20 protein-coding genes are annotated in these 18,203 nt (G+C 68.9%); 11 read left to right on the forward strand and 9 right to left on the reverse strand.

The features are described from left to right. Nucleotides 1-3: 3 nt before the first annotated feature. The 7 genes from HZB25_13450 to HZB25_13480 form a co-directional block, all read right to left on the reverse strand. Nucleotides 4-1,539 carry a F0F1 ATP synthase subunit alpha gene (locus HZB25_13450; GenBank protein ID MBI5838239.1) on the reverse strand — a complete coding sequence of 512 codons (1,536 nt, stop codon included), beginning with the start codon at nt 1,537-1,539 and terminating at the stop codon, nt 4-6. Nucleotides 1,540-1,586: 47 nt separating this feature from the next. Then, a complete protein-coding gene (gene atpH / locus HZB25_13455; GenBank protein MBI5838240.1) occupies nt 1,587-2,138 on the reverse strand; it encodes an ATP synthase F1 subunit delta in 552 nt (183 codons plus the stop codon). Further along, on the reverse strand, nt 2,135-2,623 hold the full coding sequence (gene atpF, locus HZB25_13460; GenBank protein MBI5838241.1) for a F0F1 ATP synthase subunit B: 489 nt from the start codon (nt 2,621-2,623) through the stop codon (nt 2,135-2,137). Before atpF ends, atpH begins: the two co-directional genes overlap by 4 nt. Before the next feature lie 53 nt (nt 2,624-2,676). After that, on the reverse strand, nt 2,677-2,919 hold the full coding sequence (atpE, locus tag HZB25_13465; protein MBI5838242.1) for an ATP synthase F0 subunit C: 243 nt from the start codon (nt 2,917-2,919) through the stop codon (nt 2,677-2,679). A 63-nt stretch (nt 2,920-2,982) separates the two neighbouring features. Then, complete coding sequence (gene atpB / locus HZB25_13470; protein MBI5838243.1) at nt 2,983-3,825, reverse strand: F0F1 ATP synthase subunit A; 843 nt, start codon at nt 3,823-3,825, stop codon at nt 2,983-2,985. Beyond that, a complete protein-coding gene (locus tag HZB25_13475; GenBank protein MBI5838244.1) occupies nt 3,822-4,241 on the reverse strand; it encodes a hypothetical protein in 420 nt (139 codons plus the stop codon). The genes atpB and HZB25_13475 overlap by 4 nt, the downstream gene beginning before the upstream one ends. After that, the gene (locus HZB25_13480) at nt 4,231-4,521 is read right to left on the reverse strand and encodes an AtpZ/AtpI family protein (GenBank protein MBI5838245.1); all 291 of its coding nucleotides are present in this window, start codon (nt 4,519-4,521) and stop codon (nt 4,231-4,233) included. The genes HZB25_13475 and HZB25_13480 overlap by 11 nt, the downstream gene beginning before the upstream one ends. 211 nt (nt 4,522-4,732) lie before the next feature. On the opposite strand from HZB25_13480, the gene HZB25_13485 reads away from it, so the two are divergent. The 7 genes from HZB25_13485 to HZB25_13515 all read left to right on the forward strand — a co-directional run bounded on the left by HZB25_13485 (nt 4,733) and on the right by HZB25_13515 (nt 11,827). Further along, nucleotides 4,733-5,617, forward strand: a complete 885-nt coding sequence (locus HZB25_13485; GenBank protein ID MBI5838246.1) for a YicC family protein — start codon at nt 4,733-4,735, stop codon at nt 5,615-5,617. A 31-nt stretch (nt 5,618-5,648) separates the two neighbouring features. Then, nucleotides 5,649-6,263 carry a guanylate kinase gene (gmk, locus tag HZB25_13490; protein MBI5838247.1) on the forward strand — a complete coding sequence of 205 codons (615 nt, stop codon included), beginning with the start codon at nt 5,649-5,651 and terminating at the stop codon, nt 6,261-6,263. A 56-nt stretch (nt 6,264-6,319) separates the two neighbouring features. Beyond that, nucleotides 6,320-6,535, forward strand: a complete 216-nt coding sequence (locus HZB25_13495) for a hypothetical protein (protein MBI5838248.1) — start codon at nt 6,320-6,322, stop codon at nt 6,533-6,535. Between the two features lie 42 nt (nt 6,536-6,577). Further along, complete coding sequence (locus HZB25_13500) at nt 6,578-7,969, forward strand: bifunctional phosphopantothenoylcysteine decarboxylase/phosphopantothenate synthase (protein MBI5838249.1); 1,392 nt, start codon at nt 6,578-6,580, stop codon at nt 7,967-7,969. Between the two features lie 589 nt (nt 7,970-8,558). After that, nucleotides 8,559-9,218, forward strand: coding sequence for a uracil-DNA glycosylase (locus tag HZB25_13505; protein ID MBI5838250.1), 660 nt, complete (start codon nt 8,559-8,561; stop codon nt 9,216-9,218). Nucleotides 9,219-9,338: 120 nt separating this feature from the next. Further along, nucleotides 9,339-11,132, forward strand: a complete 1,794-nt coding sequence (gene dnaB, locus HZB25_13510) for a replicative DNA helicase (protein MBI5838251.1) — start codon at nt 9,339-9,341, stop codon at nt 11,130-11,132. 50 nt (nt 11,133-11,182) lie between these two features. Further along, nucleotides 11,183-11,827 carry a dihydrofolate reductase gene (locus HZB25_13515; protein ID MBI5838252.1) on the forward strand — a complete coding sequence of 215 codons (645 nt, stop codon included), beginning with the start codon at nt 11,183-11,185 and terminating at the stop codon, nt 11,825-11,827. A 13-nt stretch (nt 11,828-11,840) separates the two neighbouring features. Here the strand turns inward: HZB25_13515 and HZB25_13520 are convergent, their stop codons facing one another. Together HZB25_13520 and HZB25_13525 are read right to left on the reverse strand one after the other, a co-directional pair. Next, complete coding sequence (locus tag HZB25_13520; GenBank protein ID MBI5838253.1) at nt 11,841-13,946, reverse strand: xanthine dehydrogenase family protein molybdopterin-binding subunit; 2,106 nt, start codon at nt 13,944-13,946, stop codon at nt 11,841-11,843. Continuing rightward, on the reverse strand, nt 13,943-14,407 hold the full coding sequence (locus HZB25_13525) for a (2Fe-2S)-binding protein (protein ID MBI5838254.1): 465 nt from the start codon (nt 14,405-14,407) through the stop codon (nt 13,943-13,945). Before HZB25_13525 ends, HZB25_13520 begins: the two co-directional genes overlap by 4 nt. Nucleotides 14,408-14,850: 443 nt before the next feature. Here HZB25_13525 and HZB25_13530 point away from each other — a divergent pair, with 443 nt between their 5' ends. The 4 genes from HZB25_13530 to HZB25_13545 are packed head-to-tail and all read left to right on the forward strand — an operon-like array spanning nt 14,851 to nt 18,196. Beyond that, a complete protein-coding gene (locus tag HZB25_13530) occupies nt 14,851-15,564 on the forward strand; it encodes an ABC transporter permease (GenBank protein MBI5838255.1) in 714 nt (237 codons plus the stop codon). A gap of 10 nt (nt 15,565-15,574) precedes the next feature. Continuing rightward, a complete protein-coding gene (locus HZB25_13535) occupies nt 15,575-16,318 on the forward strand; it encodes an ABC transporter ATP-binding protein (GenBank protein ID MBI5838256.1) in 744 nt (247 codons plus the stop codon). A gap of 25 nt (nt 16,319-16,343) precedes the next feature. Continuing rightward, a complete protein-coding gene (locus HZB25_13540; protein ID MBI5838257.1) occupies nt 16,344-17,237 on the forward strand; it encodes an MCE family protein in 894 nt (297 codons plus the stop codon). 2 nt (nt 17,238-17,239) lie between these two features. Further along, nucleotides 17,240-18,196, forward strand: coding sequence for a rubrerythrin (locus HZB25_13545; GenBank protein ID MBI5838258.1), 957 nt, complete (start codon nt 17,240-17,242; stop codon nt 18,194-18,196). Nucleotides 18,197-18,203 lie beyond the last annotated feature (7 nt).

Consider the following 18,203-nt stretch of genomic DNA (forward strand, 5'->3'; position numbering starts at 1 on the left):
GGATCAGGCCTGGAACTTCGCCTTGAACTCCTTCACCGCCTGCTCGAGCTTCTTCAGCGTGCCCTCGGACAGGTCGCGCTCGGTGTCAATGGCGCGCTCCAGGTCCGGGTAGCGTTCCTGCGTGAAGGCGAAGAACTCCTGCTCGAACTTCGCGATGGACATGGTGGGCACGTCGTCCAGGTGGCCGTTGCCGCCCACCCAGATGATCATCACCTGCCGCCCCAGGCCCATGGGCACGTACTGGCCCTGCTTGAGCACCTCGGTCATCTTCTCGCCGCGCGTCAGCTGCGCCTGGGTGGCCTTGTCCAGGTCCGATCCGAACTGGGCGAAGGCCGCCAGCTCGCGGTACTGCGCCAGGTCCAGCCGCAGCCGGCCGGCCACCTTCTTCATGGCCTTGGTCTGGGCGTTGCCGCCCACGCGCGACACCGAGATGCCCACGTTGATGGCGGGACGCTGCCCGGCGTAGAACAAGTCGGCCTCGAGGAAGATCTGCCCGTCGGTGATCGAGATGACGTTGGTGGGGATGTAGGCCGACACGTCGCCGGCCTGCGTCTCGATGACCGGCAGCGCGGTGAGCGATCCGCCGCCCTTGGTGCAGCCGGGGACCAGCTTGTCCGCGTTGTCCGCCAGCTTCGCGGCGCGCTCGAGCAGGCGCGAGTGCAGGTAGAACACGTCGCCGGGGTACGCCTCGCGGCCCGGCGGGCGGCGCAGCAGCAGCGAGAGCTGCCGGTAGGCCGTCGCGTGCTTGGAAAGGTCGTCGTAGATGCACAGCGCGTGCTGGCCCTGGAGCATGAAGTACTCGCCCATGCTCACGCCCGAGTACGGCGCGATGTACTGCATCGGCGCCGGCTCGGAGGCCGACGCGGCGACGACGATGGTGTAGTCCATGGCGCCGTTCTTGCGGAAGATCTCCACCACCTGCGCCACGGTGGATTCCTTCTGCCCGATGGCCACGTAGATGCAGATGACCCCGGTGCCCTTCTGGTTCAGGACCGTGTCCACCGCCAGCGCGGTCTTGCCGGTCTGGCGGTCGCCGATGATCAGCTCGCGCTGGCCGCGGCCGATGGGGATCATGGAGTCCACGGCCTTGAGCCCGGTCTGCAGCGGCTCCTTCACCGGCTGGCGGTGCACCACGCCGGGGGCCTTGCTCTCGATGTGCCGGAAGGCCTTGGTGACCACCGGGCCCTTGCCGTCCACGGGCTGGCCCAGCGCGTTGACCACGCGACCCACCAGGGCCTCGCCCACGGGCACCTCCGCGATGCGGCCGGTGCGGCGGACGGTGTCGCCCTCCTTGATCTTCTGGTCGGAGCCGAACAGCACCACGCCGACGTTGTCTTCCTCGAGGTTCAGCACCATGCCGCGCACGTCGCCGGGGAACTCCAGCAGCTCGCCGGCCGCCGCGTCCTCCAGGCCCCACACGCGCGCGATGCCGTCGCCCACCTGGAGCACGGTGCCCACGCTCTTCATCTCGAGCTTGGACTCGAACTTCTCGAGTTCCTTCTGAATGATGGTGCTGACTTCTTCCGGACGGAACGACATCGACTACTCCTTGAACACGCTATGGGCGGCCGCCTGCGCGGCCCGCCTCACGCCGTGAGCGGGGCCGCCAGCAGGCTCTCGCGCAGGTCTCTCCACGCGCTGCGCACGCTGCCATCAATGATCCGGTCGCCCACCGTGACGAGGACGCCGCCGAGCACCGCGGGATCCACGGACTCGGACATGAGCACCTTTCTGCCGGTGACGATCTGCAGTTTCTCCACGAGCTTCACGCGCTCCGCGTCCGTGAGCTTCACGGCGGTCACGGCCTGCGCGCGCACGATCCCGCGCTCCTGCTCGAGCAGCGCGCGGTACCGATCCGCCGCCGCGTCGAGCACGCCGAAGCGGCCCTTGGCCAGCAGCAGGTCCGCGAACTCCACGACCAGCGGCCCCACGCGGCCGGACAGCACGCGCCCCACGAAGGCGCGCTTCTCGCCCGCGGGGATGTCGGGGACGGCCAGCACCCGCGCGAAGCGCGGGTCCGTGCGCAGCAGCTCCCGGATCGCGTCCAGGTCCGCGGCGACCGCGTCCAGCGCGTCGTGCGAGCGCGCGGCGCGGAACAGCGCCAGCGCGTACTTGCGGGCCACGGCAGGCTGCTTCAACGGACCCCCTCGACCTCGGACAGGAACTTCTCGATCAGGTTGCGGTGGGCCGGGTCGTCCATCTTCTGGCGCACCACGCGCTCGGTGGCGGTGATGACCGACTGCACCACCTGCGCGCGCATCTCGGCCAGCGCCTTCTCCTTCTCGCGCTGGATCTCCGCGGTGGCCTTCTCCAGTTGCTCGCGCGCCCGCTCGCGGCCCTCCTCCACGATCTGGGTGGAGAGCTTCTCGCCCTCGCGCGCCGCGTCGGCGATCCGCTGCCGGGCGGTGGCCTCGATCTCGCGGATCTTCGCCTCGAAGTCGGCCTTGAGGGCCTCCATCTCGGTGCGCGCCCTGGCGGCGGCCGCGAAGTCGTCGGCGATCCGCTGCCGGCGGTCCTCGAGCACCTTCAGGAGCGGCTTCCACGCGAACGCCTTGAGGATCCAAAGCACCGCGAGGAAGCCCAGGATCTGGGTGATGAGCTGGTTGATGATGATCAGGTCCATGCGACTCTCCGGCGCCGCCCGTCACGGGCGCGGCGCCCCGGGATGGCGGCGTCCTACGGCTTGAGTACCAGGAACTTCTGGAGCGTGAAGCAGTTCACGAACGCGTAGATCGTGAGCGCCTCGGCCATACCGAAGCCGATGATCATGGCGACCTGGATCTTGCCGATGGCCTCCGGCTGGCGACCCATCGCCTCCATCGCGCCCCGGCCCATCACTCCGATCCCGATCCCGGAACCGATCGCGGCGATTCCGACGCCGAGCGGCAGGGCCAAACCAAGTGCGGCAGACAGATCCATTGTGTCCATTCCTCCGCGAATGTGAATCGTGCGCGACCCGGGCGGGCCCGTTCCGCGCGCTCTCTAGTCGTGGACCGGGTGGACGTGAGTCTGCCCGTGTCCGCTGGTCTCATGCGTCCCGTGCGGCAGCATGAGGAAGATGTAGATGGTGCTCAGCAGCGTGAAGATGAGCGCCTGGACCACGCTGGTCAGCAGCGCCAGGAACATGAACGGCAGCTGCAGCGGCAGCCCGCCGTAGGGGATGTGCATCAACTGCAGCACCATGATGCCCAGGCCGGCGAACACCGCCAGCAGGATGTCCTCGCCGAAGATGTTGCCGAACAGACGGCAGGCCAGGCTGATGGGCTTGGCCAGCTCGCCGATCAGGTGCAGCGGGAACATCAGCGGCACCATGCACCAGCCGATCAGGTCGCGCGGCTCACCCGCCATGTGGTCGAGATAGCCCACGATCCCGAGGTGGCGAATGCCGGTCCACTGCGCGTACAGGAACACCACCAGGGCCATGGACAGCGTGGTGTTGGGGTTGGCCGTGGGGGACTTCATCCCCGGGATCAGGCCGACCAGGTTCATGGCCAGGATGTAGATGAACAGCGAGCCCAGGAACGGGACGTAGTCCTTCCCCTGCGGGCCCATGATGCCGACGATGAAGTCGTGCAGGCCCTCCACCAGCATCTCGGCCAGGTTCTGGAGCTTCCCGGGCAGCATCGAGCGGCGGCGCGAGGCCAGGAAGAAGAACGACGCCAGGAACAGCACCACCACCCACGTGAATACCATGTCCTGCCACTTGCCCTCTTCCAGGACGCGCTTCACCCACTCGTTGTGGGAGAAGTGGGCGAACAGGGTGATGATGTTCGGAAACTCGAGCGGCGTTTCCCCGGCGGCGGCTTCCAGGAGCGGGAGAATCAACGCGGTTCCTTTCCTTGTCCTCGGGTGGCGGAGGGAGCCGGCGGCTCCACGCCCGCGCGGGCCACGTACATCCGGCCCAGCGCCTTCAAGAAGATCACGGCCAGGATCATCGGAAAGCCGGCTGCGGCGGCCAGCGGATCAACCCAGCCCCGCGCCAGCAGCAGGTACCCGGCCCCGTACACCAGCGCCAGCTTCAGCAGCGCTGCCAGCGCCACGCGTCCCACGCGCGCGCCCTGCGGCCGGAGCCAGTGCACCACCAGCTCCTCGATCAGGCGCAGGTTCAGCACCCCCAGCACCGCGCCCGCAGCCACTCCCAGTGCCGCGCGCGGCCCCAGGTAGACGAACGTGAACAGCGCCACCACCGCCAGCAGCGCCAGGGTGGTGCGATAGCTGCGCGCCAGGAACTCACGCTCCACGGTCGTCGCCTCCGCTGCCGTCGCCACCGGGAGGCCCGGGTCTTCCCGGGCGGTCGTCGTCGTCGTCGTCCTTCACCTTCCGGAGGATGCCCGCGATCTCGCGCACCGCCGCTCCGAACCCCAGCGCCAGGCCCACGATCGTGCCCCACGGCTGGAGGTGGAACCGCTCCTCCACCCATTGGCCAGCGAACAGCCCAAGGAGCGGCGCGATCACCATGAGCGCGGGGATGGACGCCAGCAGGCCCAGCTGTCGAAGCTGTGAGTAACGGCGATCAGGCACGAATTCCCCCGAGAGCGTGAATCGCTTCACAAGGCTGCCCGGGACAAGTCGGCAGGCGAATCGGCGCGGTGCGCGCACCGCATTGGGAGCGTGGGGAGTGTAGGGGTGTCCCGACCCGCGGTCAACCCGGAAAACCCGCTGTGGGAAAGTCCGTTGACCCGTCCCGGCATCCCGGCTATGTTGGATGTTTCCGGAAAGGAAACGACCCACGATGATTCGAAGCATGACCGGCTATGGCCGGGCGGAGGTGGCCGAGCAGGGCGGCCGCTGGAGCGCCGAAATTCGCTCCGTCAATCACCGCTTCTTCGAGATTTCCCTTCGACTTCCGCGTTTCGCGCAGCAGCTCGAGCACCGCGCCCGGGCCCTGCTGCAGGAGCGCCTGGTCCGCGGCAAGATCACCGTCACGGTGAGCTTCGAGGGTGAGGCCTCCCCCGACGCCGGCGGGCTCAAGCTGGACACCGCCCTGATGGACCGATATTTCCACCTGCTGGAGGAGGCCCGGGCTCGCTACGGGCTCAAGGACCCCGTGAGCCTCTCCACCCTTGCGGGCCTCCCCGATGTGCTGGTCTGGGACGTCGCCGGCGGAGACGAGGCCGCGGCGTGGCCCGCGCTGGAACGAGTGCTGGAAGCCGCATGCAAAGAGATCCTGCGCATGAAGGACCAGGAGGGCTCGTCCCTGACCGCGGACTTCCGGCACCGGATCGAGCTGGTCCTGGCCAGCCTGGCGGTGGTCGAGCAGCGCGCCCCGCTGCGCATTGACGAGGCGAAGAAGCGGCTCGAGGACCGGCTGACCCAACTCCTGGGCCCCAACGGGGTGGTGGACCCCAACCGGCTGGCCCAGGAAGTGGCCATGTACATGGACCGCATGGACTGCACCGAGGAATGCGTGCGCCTGCGCGCCCACTGCGACCACTTCGAGGAACTGATCAAGGGCCCCTCCAGCGCCGGCCGCCGGCTCAACTTCCTGATCCAGGAGATGAACCGCGAGGCCAACACCATCGGCTCGAAGGCCTCCGACAGTGTCCTGAGCCAGAGGGTGATGGACATCAAGGAGGAGCTGGAGAAGCTGCGCGAACAAATCCAGAATATTGAATGAACAACTCGAATCGAGGCGATTCGCAACGCCAATGGCAAAAATAGAGTTGAATTTGCTTATACGCAGTTCCCCAGTCTTCCCCGTGGTGGTCTCCGGACCGTCGGGTGTGGGCAAGACATCCATCGTGGAAGGCGCATTGAAATTGCGACCCCGGTGGCGGTACAGTATCTCCACCACCACACGCGAGTTACGAGGCGATGAAATATCCGGCAGAGCTTATGATTTCATCTCCGACACGGAGTTTCGGACCCGGATGGCGGCCGGGAAGTTCCTCGAAACCGCGGAAGTACACGGACATCTTTATGGAACGCCCCGCGAGCGGCTGGAGAACTGGATCGGCGAAGGGCACATCGTCCTCCTGAACATAGATGTCCAGGGCGGCAGCAGCCTGAAGAAGGCCTTCCGGGACGGCGTATTCGTGTTCGTGCTGCCCCCCTCGCTGGAAGTGCTGGAATCGAGGCTCCGAAGGCGCGGGACGGACCCCGACGAGGTGGTCCGGCGCCGGCTGGAGAACGCCAGGGCTGAACTGGAGCGGGTTTCAGAGTATTCTTATGTCATCGTGAACGACGACCTGGAGCTGGCCACGCGCCAGCTGGTGTCCATCGTGGACGCCGAGCAGTGTCGCATCGAGAGGCGGATGAAGTGAACGAAGAGAAGAACGACGCCCAGGATATCCCGGCTGCCGCAGATGAAGGAGTCCGTGTGCTGAACTCGAAGCAGGTGGATAACAAGTACGAGGCCGCGATCGTGGCCGCGGTGGAGGCCCGGCGCCTCAACGACATCACCCGGGTGACCGGCGAGTCGCTCTCGGCGCGCGTGACCCAGATGGCCATCGACAACGTCCAGCAGGGCCGCGTGCAGTTCTTCTACGACGAGCCGCGGGTGGTCGCGGGCTCGGAGGAAGAGGACGAGGGCTAGCCGGACTCCCCGGGCTCCGCGCCCGGGCCGGCGGGTTCCCTTATGCTCCAGGGCAGGAACATCCTCCTCGGCGTGACCGGCGGGATCGCGGCCTACAAGAGTTGCGAGCTGGTCCGGCTGCTCAAGAAGCGCGGCGCGCGCGTGGCCGTGGTGATGACGCGCTCCGCGACCCGGCTGGTGCAGCCCCTCACCTTCCAGGTGCTCTCCGAAAACCCCGTGCTCACGGATCTGTGGCAGGCACCCTCACAGGCGGTGGACTTCGAGCCGCGCGCGGGACTGCCCTCGGGCCCGGTGGCGCACGTGGACCTGGGCGCGTTCGCCGACCTGGTGATCGTGGCCCCCGCCACCGCCAACATCCTCGCCAAGGCCGCCCACGGCCTGGGAGACGATGCGCTGAGCACGGTACTGCTTGCCGCGCGCGCGCCGGTGATGTTCGCCCCCACCATGAATGTGACGATGTGGGATTCCGCCGCGGTGCAGGAGAACCTGGCCACGCTGCGCCGCCGTGGAGCGCGCATCGTGGAGCCCGGCGAAGGCATGCTGGCGTGCGGCTGGGAAGGCAAGGGCCGCATGGCCGAACCAGCGGAGATCGTGGAGTTCGCGGAACGGGTGCTGGCGGAGGGCGGCAGTGCGGGCGACGTCGCGACGAGCCGCGGGGCGGCCGCGGGTCAGGCTGCGCCTGACACCGCGCCCACCCCGCTCGCACCGCGTGTGGACGCCCGCGGCGTCGCCCCGGCGGCGGCCACGGTGCCAGGCGCAGCCTGGCCCGCGGCTGTCGCCGGGGCGACGCTTTCCGGTCGCGCCGTGCTCGTGAGCGCCGGCCCCACGCAGGAGCCCATTGACGCCGTTCGCTACCTCAGCAACCGCTCCAGCGGCAAGATGGGCTACGCCGTGGCGGAAGCTGCGCGCGACCTCGGCGCCCGCGTGATCCTGGTGAGCGGCCCCACCGCACTGCCCTGCCCCGCGGGCGTGGAACGCGTGGACGTGGTCACCGCCGCCGAGATGGAGCGCGAGGTGCTCGGCCGGGGCGCTGCGGCCGACGTGATCGTGATGACCGCCGCGGTCTCCGATTACCGCCCCGCGGAGCCCTCCGCCGGAAAGCTCAAGCGCGCGGGTGCGCGCACGCTGGAGCTGGTGCCCAACGACGACATCCTCGCAAAGCTCGGCCAGGACAAGAAGGGCCGCTTCCTGGTGGGATTCGCGCTCGAGGTGGAATCGTGCATCGCCAACGCCGAGGGCAAGCTCAAGAACAAGAAGGCCGACCTGGTGGTGCTCAACAACCCGCTGGAGCCGGGCGCGGCGTTCGGGAGCGACACGAACCATGTGACGATTCTCGAGCCCGGGCGCGAGCCGGATGTGTGGCCGATGCTCGGCAAGAGCGAGGTCGCGATGCGGCTGATGGGGTTGGTGGGCGAGCGGCTGCCCCGGCGCTGATTCGGATCGCCAGTTCCCGGGTCCCTTCCCCGCCGAAACCCCCGTTGGTTTCGCGCCCCGGTCCCCCACCCCATTCCACCCGGTTTCCCCCCGATCCCCCCCGGTTTTCCACCGTCTATCCCCACCATGTGAACGCCCCCTCCACGGAATCCCGTGGAAACCCTGAACCCGCGAGAATTCGGGCGTTCAGGGCCGAGGAATGTCTTGAAGTCGGCGCCCCGAGGATCTACAACCAAAGTCCGTGTCCACCCATCGCCACCGTGCAGACCCATCCACACCACCGAGGAGAGCCCCGTTGTCGGACGATCCCCGCGAGACCATTCGCGAAGAGTTGCGCAAGAACCTCGCGTCCCGCCGGCGGGTGGCGCAGGGTGCTTGGTTTCCGGCCGCCCCGGTGAAGGCGAAGGAGGGCGCAGGCGCGCCAGAAGCCGGGCCGGCAACCTCCCCCGTGAAGAAGAGCGTGACTGAGCCCGCGCCCGTGGGTGCGGTTTCGGCACGCGCTGCGGCACAACAGGTCGCCACGGCACCAAAGCCTGCATCGCCGAAGCCCACGGCGCCGGAAAGGAACCTGTTCGGTGAGGAGGAGCCGGTGCCGACGGTGCCCCGCGCCCATGCCGCCGACGCCGCGCGGCCCGCATCCGGCGCGCTCGTCATCCCCACGCAGGCCGCTCCCCGCCCCGAGGCGCGCGCGGAGCGCGAGGCCGAGATGGCGGAGTTGTCGCGCCACGCCGAAGCGTGCCGCCGCTGCGCGCTGGGCGGCACGCGCACGCAGGCGGTGTTCGGCACCGGCGACATTGACGCGAAGCTGATGTTCGTCGGCGAGGGTCCCGGGCGTGACGAGGACGCACAGGGCATCCCATTCGTGGGCCGCGCGGGTCAGAAGCTCAACAGTCTGATCGAGAAGCTGGGTCTCAGGCGCGAACAGGTCTACATCTGCAACGTGGTGAAGTGCCGGCCTCCCGAGAACCGTACGCCTCTGCCGGAGGAGGTGGAGGCCTGCCGCCCCTACCTCGACCGCCAGCTGCTCGTGGGATCCCCGAAAGTGATCGTGGCCCTGGGCCTCTCCGCGGCGCAGGCGCTGCTGGGAGTGAAGCTGCCGATGGCCCAGCTGCGCCGCGAACGTCACCGCCTCGGGGACGCGATCGTGATCGCCACCTACCACCCGGCCTACGTGCTGCGCAACCCCAAGGCCGCGTGGGACGTGTGGGACGACGTGAAGGACGTGCCGGCGCTGTTGAATGACGCATAGCGGCGCCGGAGGCGCGCGCAAAATGGAACTCTCGTGTCCCCGGCGGTTTGCGGCCTCCTTGCCGCGACCCCGCGGGGATCGGCGCCACAATCGCCTGTGCAAGGAAGAGGGCCGTACCCGATGACCGTGACCACCCAGCCGGCGGGGCTGATTCCCCCGCAGAACCTCGAAGCCGAGCGCGCGGTGCTGGGAGCGATGCTGCTCAACCGGCAGGCGCTGTTGATCGGCATGGAACAGCTGCGCCCCCGCGACTTCTACCGCCCCGAGCATGCGAAGATCTTCTCCGCCGCGGTGAACCTGTTCAACCACGACAGCGCGGTGGACCTGGTAACCGTCTCCGACGAGCTCCGGCGCATGGACGCCCTGGAGCAGGTGGGCGGCGAGGCGGCGGTGGCGGCGGTGTGCGACAGCGTGGCCTCCATCGGCAACATGGAGCATTACTGCCGCATCGTGAAGGACCGCTCGCTGATGCGGCTGATGATCGAGTCGTGCAGCCAGGTGGTGAGCGAGTGCTTCCAGGCCTCCGAGCCCGCGCGCGACATCCTGACCCGCGCGCAGGGCAGCATCTTCGAACTGAGCCAGGCCTCCGGGCGGCGCACCTTCGTGGCGGTGCGCGACATGCTGCAGGCCACGCTGCACACCATCGAGGACTTCCACCTGCACAAGGTGCACGTGACCGGCGTGCCCACCGGCTTTCCCGACCTGGACAACCTTACCGCCGGATTCCAGAAAGGCGACCTGGTGATCGTGGCCGGCCGCCCGTCCATGGGAAAGACCGCGCTGGCGCTCAACATGGCCGAGCACGTGGCCATTGATCCCAACGGTCCGCGCCGGCCGGTGGGGATCTTCAGTCTCGAAATGAGCACCGAGAGCCTGGTGCTGCGCCTGCTGTGCTCGCACGCGCGCGTGAACTCTCACCGCATGCGCACCGGCTACCTCAAGAAGGAGGAGTGGCGCGACCTGGTGATGAAGGCCGACGCGCTGGACTCCGCGCGCATCTTCATCGACGACTCCGGCTCCTCCAACATTATGGAGATCCGCGCCAAGGCCCGGCGCCTGAAGATGGAGCATCCGGATCTCGCGATGCTGGTGGTGGACTACCTGCAGCTGATCAGCGGCATGCCCGGCACCGAGAGCCGCCAGCAGGAGATCACGCAGATCTCCCGCTCGCTCAAGGCGCTGGCGAAGGAACTGGAACTGCCGGTGCTGGCGCTGTCGCAGCTCTCGCGGGCGGTCGAGACTCGCGGCGGGACGGGGAAGCCGGTGCTGTCGGATCTTCGCGAGTGCGTGACCGGCGGCACGCTTGTCGGGCTGGCCGACGGGCGCCGAGTGCCCATCCGCACGCTCGTGGGCGAGAAGCCGGAAGTGCTGGCAATGTCACCCGAGGGGCGCGTGATCCGGGCCACCAGTGACAAGGTGTGGGCGGTCGGTCGCCGGCCAGTGTTCGATGTGGCGCTCGCCAGCGGCCGGACCGTTTGCGCTACCGGAAGGCATCGACTCTATGGGGCGAATGGGTGGGTTCGGGTGGATGGGATGGCTGAAGGTGAGCGGCTTGGCATCGGCTCGGAGGGGGCGGGAACCATCTCCATCACGGACCCGATTCTCAGCATCACCCCCGCCGGCGAGGACGAAGTCTTCGACCTCACCGTCCCCGGCCCGTCCTCCTGGCTCGCGAACGGAATCGTGAGCCACAACTCCGGTGCAATCGAACAGGATGCAGACGTCGTGATGTTCGTCTACCGCCCCGGCTACTACAAGACCAGCGCCGACAAGACTGCGGAGGAGATGGCCAAGGCGGAGATCATCCTCGCCAAGCAGCGCAACGGGCCCACGGGATCGGTGCCCCTGGTGTTCCTCTCCGAGTGCACGCGGTTCGAGACCTCGGTGCGGAAGGGGGACGAGGAGTTCGCGTAGACCAGAGTGGCGTCAACGGGCAGTACACGTCGGCCGCGAGGAGAGTGACCTTGTCAAAGCTGCGCGTCGCCGCTTTCTCCGTCTCCATTGACGGATTCGGGGCGGGGCCTGGGCAGAGCCTCGAAGACCCGCTTGGCGTCGGCGGGACCACGTTGCATGAGTGGGCCTTCCCCACCGCCACGTTCCAGCGCATGTTCGGGAACGGGGGTGGCACGACCGGCGTGGACGAGGACTTCGCCGCGCGGAGCTTCGAGAACGTGGGAGCCTGGATCATGGGCCGGAACATGTTCGGGCCGGTCCGCGGGCCGTGGCCGGATGGGAACTGGAAGGGTTGGTGGGGCCCCAACCCGCCGTATCACGTGCCTGTGTTCGTTCTGACCCACCACGCGCGCGGGCCCCTCACGATGGAGGGCGACACCACCTTCCACTTCGTCACCGAGGGGATCCACGCCGCACTTGACCGTGCGAGGAAGGCGGCCGGCGGCAGGGATGTCCGCATCGGCGGCGGGGTCGCCACGGTACAGCAGTACCTGCGCGCGGGCCTGGTGGACGAATTGCACCTGGCGCTCTCGCCCGTCCTGCTCGGTACCGGGGAGAACCTGTTCGGCGGCTTGGACATGCGCTCGCTCGGGTACAAGTGCGTGGAGCGCGTGTCCACGGAACACGCCACGCACGTGGTCCTGCGCAGCCGATGACCCGGGGCGCCGCCTACACCACCCGCCTCACCGGCAACCTCCTCACCCGCTTCCCCGTCGCCGCGAAGATCGCGTTGAGCAGCGCGGGAGCCGCGGGCGGCAGGCCGGGCTCTCCCACGCCGCCGGGGTCCTCGGGGCCGTTAACGATGTACACCTCGAACTTCGGCGCCTCCGCGATGCCCATCACCTCGTAGTCCGTGAAGCTGTTCTGCTGCACGCGGCCCTTCTCCAGCGTGATCTCGCCGGTCAGCGCCGCGGTGAGGCCGTAGATGCTCCCGCCCTGCATCTGCGCCTCGATGGTGTCGGGGTTCACGATCCAGCCGCAGTCGATGGCGCACACCACGCGGTAGACTTTCACCGCGCCGCCGTCGCCCACGGACGCCTCCACCACCTCGGCCACGTGGCTGCCGAAGCAGGAGTGCACCGCGATGCCGCGCCCCCGCCCCGCGGGCAGCGGCGTGCCCCAGCCGGACTTTTCCGCGGCCAGCTCCAGCACCCGCTTCACGCGCGGCGCGTCCGAGAGCAGCCGGCGGCGGAAGTCGAACGGGTCTGCGCCCGCAGCGTGCGCCAGCTCGTCCATGAAACACTCGTTGGCCACCGCCGTCTGCGAGTTGTACACGGAGCGCCAGTAGCCCACCGGCACCGGGATCTTCGCGTGCGCGAACTCGATGCGCATGTTCGGGATCCCGTAACTGTGCGCGCACGACTCGGCGGCGTCCTCGTCGAGGCCGTTCTTCACCTCGTTGGGATCCATCTGGTAGCTGATGGACGGCGCCGCCATGCGGTGCAGCCAGGCCACCGGCTTGCCGGCGGCATCCAAGGCGCCCACCATGCGGTGCGCGGACGCGGGGCGATAGCCGTCGTGCTGCATGTCGTCCTCGCGCGTCCACACCACCTGGACCGGAGCGCCGACTATCTTCGACACCAGGATGGCCTCGGTCGGGAAGTCCCAGCCGGCGCGCCGCCCGAAGCCTCCTCCGAGCAGCGTGATGTGGATCTTGATGGCCGATTCCGGAAGCCCGGTGATCGCGATCGCCGCCTGCAGGATGGCCGAAGGCCACTGTGTCGGGGCCCACACTTCGCAGTGGTCGGCGCGCACGTCGGCGGTGCAGTTCATGGGCTCCATGGTGGCGTGCGCCAGGTAGGGCATCTCGTAGACCGCCTCCACCTTTTTCGCGCCGCCCGCGAGGGCTGCGGCCACGTCGCCCTTGGGCTTCCACGCGGCGCCCGGCTGGCCCGCGAGATCCAGGAGGGTCGCGCGAATGCCGGCGCTGGAAAGCTCCGCGTTGGGGCCCTCGTCCCAGGTGACACTCAGGGCCTCGCGGCCCTTGAATGCCGCCCAGGTGGTGTCGGCCACCACCGCCACCGCATCTCCCGCACGCACCACGTCGCGCACGCCGGGCACGGCCTTCGCCAGGGTGGCGTCGAAGGACACGGCCTTGCCGCCGAACACCGGGCAGCGCGCCAGCGCGGCGAAGCGCATGCCCGGGCGGCGCACGTCAATGCCGTACACGGCGCGGCCGTCGAGCTTCTCCGGGGTGTCCAGGCGGTGCAGGCCGCGGCCGAGGAGCTTGAATTCACTCTTCGCTTTGAGCGCAGGGTCCCTGGGCAGCGGCTGCTTCGCGGCCTCCGGGGCCAGCTCGCCGTAACCCAGCTTTCGGCCCGACGCCGGGTGGTGCACCGTTCCGTTCTCGGCGCGGCACTCGGACGGCTTCACCTTCCACGTCGCCGCCGCCGCCCCCACCAGCATCTCGCGCGCCGCCGCGCCCGCCGAGCGAAGGTTCCTCCACCCCAGCCGCACGCTCATGCTGCCGCCGGTGCCCTGCTGGCCGTAGCGCTTGTCCAACGGTGCGGGCTCGATGCGCACCCTGGTCCAGTCGGCCTCGAGGTCTTCGGCCACCAGCATCGGCAGCGCAGTGCGCGCGCCCTGGCCCATCTCCGACTTCGCGACCACGATGGTCACGATTCCGTCCGGAGCCACGCGCAACCACGCGTTGGGCTCGAAGCTCCCGTCGGCGGCGTACACCTCGTGCGCGCCGCGCCAGGGCAGGTAGGTCCCCACGACGAGCCCCGCGCCCGCCACCGTGACCACCTTCAGGAAGTCGCGCCGGGTGGTCATTTCGCCACCTCCCCCGCCGCGTGGTGAATCGCCGAGCGGATCCGCTGGTAGCAGCCGCAGCGGCACAGGTGGCCGCTCATGGCGGCATCAATGTCGTCGTCGGTGGGATGGGGATTGTGCGCCAGCAGCGCCGCGGCGGACAGGAGCTGGCCCGGCTGGCAGTAACCGCACTGAGACACTTCGTCGGCCCGCCACGCCACCTGGAGCGGGTGACTCCCGTCGGGCGAGAGCCCCTCGATGGTGGTCACGCTCTTCCCGGCGACCTCGGAAACCGACGTGGAGCAGGAGCGGACCGGCACCCCGTCCAACAGCACCGTGCAGGCGCCACACGCCCCGATGCCGCAGCCGAACTTCGTGCCGGTAAGGCATAGCGTGTCGCGCAACACCCACAGCAATGGAGTGTCCGCGGCCACGTCCACGTTCCGGGACTGCCCGTTCACGATCAGAGAGATGGCGGCCATGCATGCCTCCCTGGTTGGGTTGTTGGAACCGTATGCTCCCAAGCCTACGCCGAACCGGCCGGGATGCAAGAGTCACCACAGTGCCAATGGAGACCATTGGCGGCGGCTGGCGCCACGCCCCTGCAAGGCCCTCGCGGCGGCGGCGACCCGGGTGCACCTCTCACGGTGCGTCTGCGACCGACGTAGCCACGATGGCGAAGGAGGGAGCAGCCGCAGCGAGGCGCGCCAGGAAGGCGCGCCGAGCGGGCCGTGAGAGGTGCACCCGGGTCGCCGCCGCCGGGAGGGCAGGCGAGGGCAGGGGTGTGCTATCCTAGCCGCCGATGGACGAACGCTTTCCGGGTATGCCCGACAGCATCTCCACGATGCCGGAGCGTTACCCACGGTTCTTCACCCTCGCCGATCACACCATCTTCGTGGTGGAGGAGATCGGCCGGATGGCGAAGATGGTGGGCGGGGCCCTCCGCGCCCTGCCGGCCGTCCACCGCTCGCGCCGCCTGGTGATCGAGCAGATGGTCCGCCTCGGCGTGGAATCCATGCCGCTGGTGGTGCTCATCTCGGTGTTCACCGGCGCGGTGGCCGCGTGGCAGGCGGCCTACCAGTTCCAGGGCTGGGTGCCCATCCGCTACCTGGGCTCGGTGATCGGCAAGAACGTGGTGGTGGAGCTGGGCCCGGTGCTCACCTCGCTGGTGGTGGCGGGCCGCATCGCCGCGGCCATGGCCGCCGAGCTGGGCACCATGCGCGTCACCGAGCAGATTGACGCGCTCGAGGCCATGGGCATCCCGCCCGCGCGCTACCTGGTGATGCCGCGCCTCGTCGCCGCGGTGGTAATGCTGCCGGTGATGGTGATCTTCGCCGACGCCCTGGCCATCAGCGGCGGATTCCTGGTCTCCAACGTGCTGCTGGACGTGAACGCGCACACCTTCGTGGTGGGCCTGCGGCGCATCTTCCAGGTGCGCGACGTGGTGGCCGGGCTGGAGAAGGCCGCGGTCTTCGGGATGTTCATGGCGATCAATGGCTGCCATTTCGGCATGGCCGCGAAGGGCGGCGCCGAGGGCGTGGGGCGGGCCACCACGCTGGCGGTGGTCACTTCGTGCGTGTGCGTGCTGGTGGGCGACTACTTCCTCACCACCTTCCTCTTCCCCATCACGGGCGTGTGAGGACGTCGAGGTGATCGAGGTCCGCGGCCTGCGAAAGCGCTTCGGCCCCAACCGGGTGCTGGACGGCGTGGACCTCACCATCAACGACGGGGAGTCGCTGGTGATCATCGGCCAGAGCGGCACCGGCAAGAGCGTGCTCCTCAAGCACATCATCGGCCTGATGCGCCCCGACGAGGGCCAGGTGATCGTGGACGGCCAGGATCTCGGCGCGCTGCGCGGGCCGGAGCTGATGGCGACGCGGCGGCGCTTCGGCTACCTTTTTCAGGGCGCGGCCCTGTTCGACTCGCTGACCGTGGGGGAGAACGTGGGCCTGGCGCTCTCGGAGCACGGCGGCATCTCCAGGGAGGAGATCGGCAGGCGCGTGACGGAGAAGCTCGCGATGGTGGGGATGAGCGGCGTGGAGCATCTGAAGCCGGCGGATCTCTCCGGCGGGATGCGCAGGAGGGTGGGGCTGGCCCGCGCGCTGGCCACCGAACCCGCGTACATACTCTACGACGAGCCGACCACCGGGCTGGACCCGGTGATGTCGGATTCCATCAACCGGCTCATCCGCAAGCTGGACGAGACCGGCGTCACCTCGGTCACGGTCACCCACGACATGCACAGCGCGTACTTCATCGCCGACCGGGTGGCCATGCTGCACCAGGGGCGGATCATATTCACCGGCACGCCGCAGGAGACGCGGGACGCGGACATCCCGGTGGTGCAGCAGTTCATCGAGGGCTCCTCCGAGGGCCCGCTGGCGGCGCTGTGAGCGCGTGCAGGGAGAGGGCGTAGCGATGGCGTCCAGCAACGAGCTGAAAGTCGGCGTGATGGTGATCCTCGCCGCGGTGGTGCTCACCGCGGGGGTGGTGTTCCTCAAGGAGTACCGCGCCCACGGGCGCATGACCGAGTGGAAGGTGGGCTTCCCCCACGTGGGCGGACTGGCCAACGGCGACCCGGTGCTGGTGAACGGCGTGCGCAAGGGCTCGGTGAGCGAGATCTACCTGCAGGGTGGGACGGTGGTGGCGCGGCTGCGGGTGCGCAAGGACGTGGTGATCTACCACGGCTCCACCGTGACCATCGTGAGCCAGGGCCTGATGGGCGAGCGCATCATCGCGGTGGACCTGGGCGACCCCACCCGGCCGTGGCCGACGGACTCGATCTTCCCCGGGCGGTTCTCCAGCGGCATCCCCGAGGTGATGGGCAAGATCGGCCCCACCATCGAGACCGTGGACAGCCTGCTGATCTCGCTCAAGCGCGTCATGGACGACCTGCACGCCGCCGGCTCGTTCCGCCGCGCGATCGAGAACGCCGACCGCGCCACCAGCGAGATGAACCACATCTTCGAGGAGAACCGCGAGCCGCTGAAGCAGAGCCTGGAGGACTTCCGCGCCGCCGCCGCCTCGCTGCGCCATGCCACCGACACCCGCGGCCGCACGCTGGAGGGCTCCATCGACCGGTTCAGCTCCGCCAGCGAGAAGCTGGAGCGCATCGCCGCCAACTTCGAGTCCACTTCGGTGAAGCTGCGCGGCGCCGCCGAGCGCCTGGATCGCGGCGAGGGCACGCTGGGCAGGATGTCGAAGGACCACGCGCTCTACGACGAGATGCACCGTGCCGCCAAGGACCTCGACGAGCTGGTGAAGGACATCAAGGCGCACCCCGGGAAGTACCTCAAGGTGAGCCTGTTCTGACCATGCGCACGTTCAAAAGCCTGAGCGAACAGGAGATCCTGGCGCTGGCGATCTCGCTCGAGGAGGAGGACTCCCGCATCTACGACGACTTCGCCGAGGGCCTGCAGGCGAACTACCCCGCCACCGCGAAGATCCTGGGAGAGATGCGCGCCGAGGAGGACCGGCACCGCCACCGGCTCATCGAGCTCCACCGCGAAAAGTTCGGCGAGCACATCCCGCTGATCCGCCGCCAGGACGTCAAGGGCTTCGTGCAGCGCACGGCGCTGTGGCGGGTGCGTCCGCTGGGCCTGCCCGCGGTGCGCCGCCAGGTGGCGCTGATGGAGCTGGAGACCAAGCGCGTGTACGAAACCGCCCTGCGGCAGGCTCGCGACGCCGGCGTGCGACAGCTCCTGGGAGATCTCGCCGAGGAGGAGCGGCACCACCACGCGCTGGCCGGGACGCTGGAGAGCGCGCACCGCGAGTCCGGGGCGGAGGAGACCGAGGAACAGACCCGGAAGCGCATGTACCTGCTGCAGGTGATCCAGCCGGGGCTCGCGGGCCTGATGGACGGGTCGGTGTCCACGCTGGCGCCCCTGTTCGCCGCGGCGTTCGCCACGCGCAGCAGCCACGAGACGTTTCTCGTGGGCATGGCGGCCGCCCTGGGCGCGGGCATCAGCATGGGCTTCGCCGAGGCGCTCTCCGACGACGGCAGCCTCACCGGCCGCGGCAGCCCGTGGGCGCGCGGCGTCGTCACCGGGCTCATGACAGTCATCGGCGGGGTGGGCCACACCCTGCCCTACCTGATCGGCCACATCCAGACCGCCACCGCGGTGGCGGTGACGGTGGTGCTGGCGGAACTGGCGGTGATCTCGTGGGTCCGTCACCGCTACATGGACACGCCGCTGGTCGCGGCCGTGCTGCAGGTGGTGATCGGCGGCCTGCTGGTGTTCGCCGTCGGCATCCTCATCGGCCGGGGCTAGGCGCCCG

The sequence above is a fragment of the Candidatus Eisenbacteria bacterium genome, from assembly GCA_016235265.1.
Taxonomy (GTDB): domain Bacteria; phylum Eisenbacteria; class RBG-16-71-46; order RBG-16-71-46; family JACRLI01; genus JACRLI01.